Here is a 423-nt window from a genome sequence, read left to right as displayed (position 1 = left end):
CAACGACTACTTATACGGTTACGGCAAGTAATTCATGTAGTACAGATGCTACAGATGATATTATAGTTACGGTGAATCCTAGTGTTACTGTTGATGCTGGAGATGATCAGACGATTTGTCAAGGAGAGAGTATTACTTTAACAGCTACGGGTACAGGTCCTTTTAATTGGAGTACAGGAGATACCACAGCGAGTATTACAGTAAGTCCTTCAAGTACTACTACATATAGTATAACTTCTTCGAATGGCAATTGTTCTGATGAGGATGAAGTTGTAGTGACGGTTAACACTGCTCCTTGGGTTGATGCGGGTTTAGATCAAGTTATTTGTGAGGGTGATAGTGTAACATTAACGGCCAGCGGTTCTGGTGATTTTTTATGGAGTACAGGAGAGACTACATCGAGTATTACAGTATCTCCCAGTG

The 423-nt window shown here is 40.7% G+C and carries 1 pseudogene; it reads left to right on the top strand.

The window, feature by feature from the left end:
- Window positions 1–423 (top strand): annotated as a pseudogene (locus tag AC1EUY_RS16170) (choice-of-anchor L domain-containing protein); the annotation flags it as partial.

This window comes from Maritimimonas sp. 2210JD6-3, from assembly GCF_056591795.1.
The sequence above is the reverse complement of the archived record's forward strand: the minus strand, read 5'-3'. Positions and strand labels throughout refer to the sequence as shown.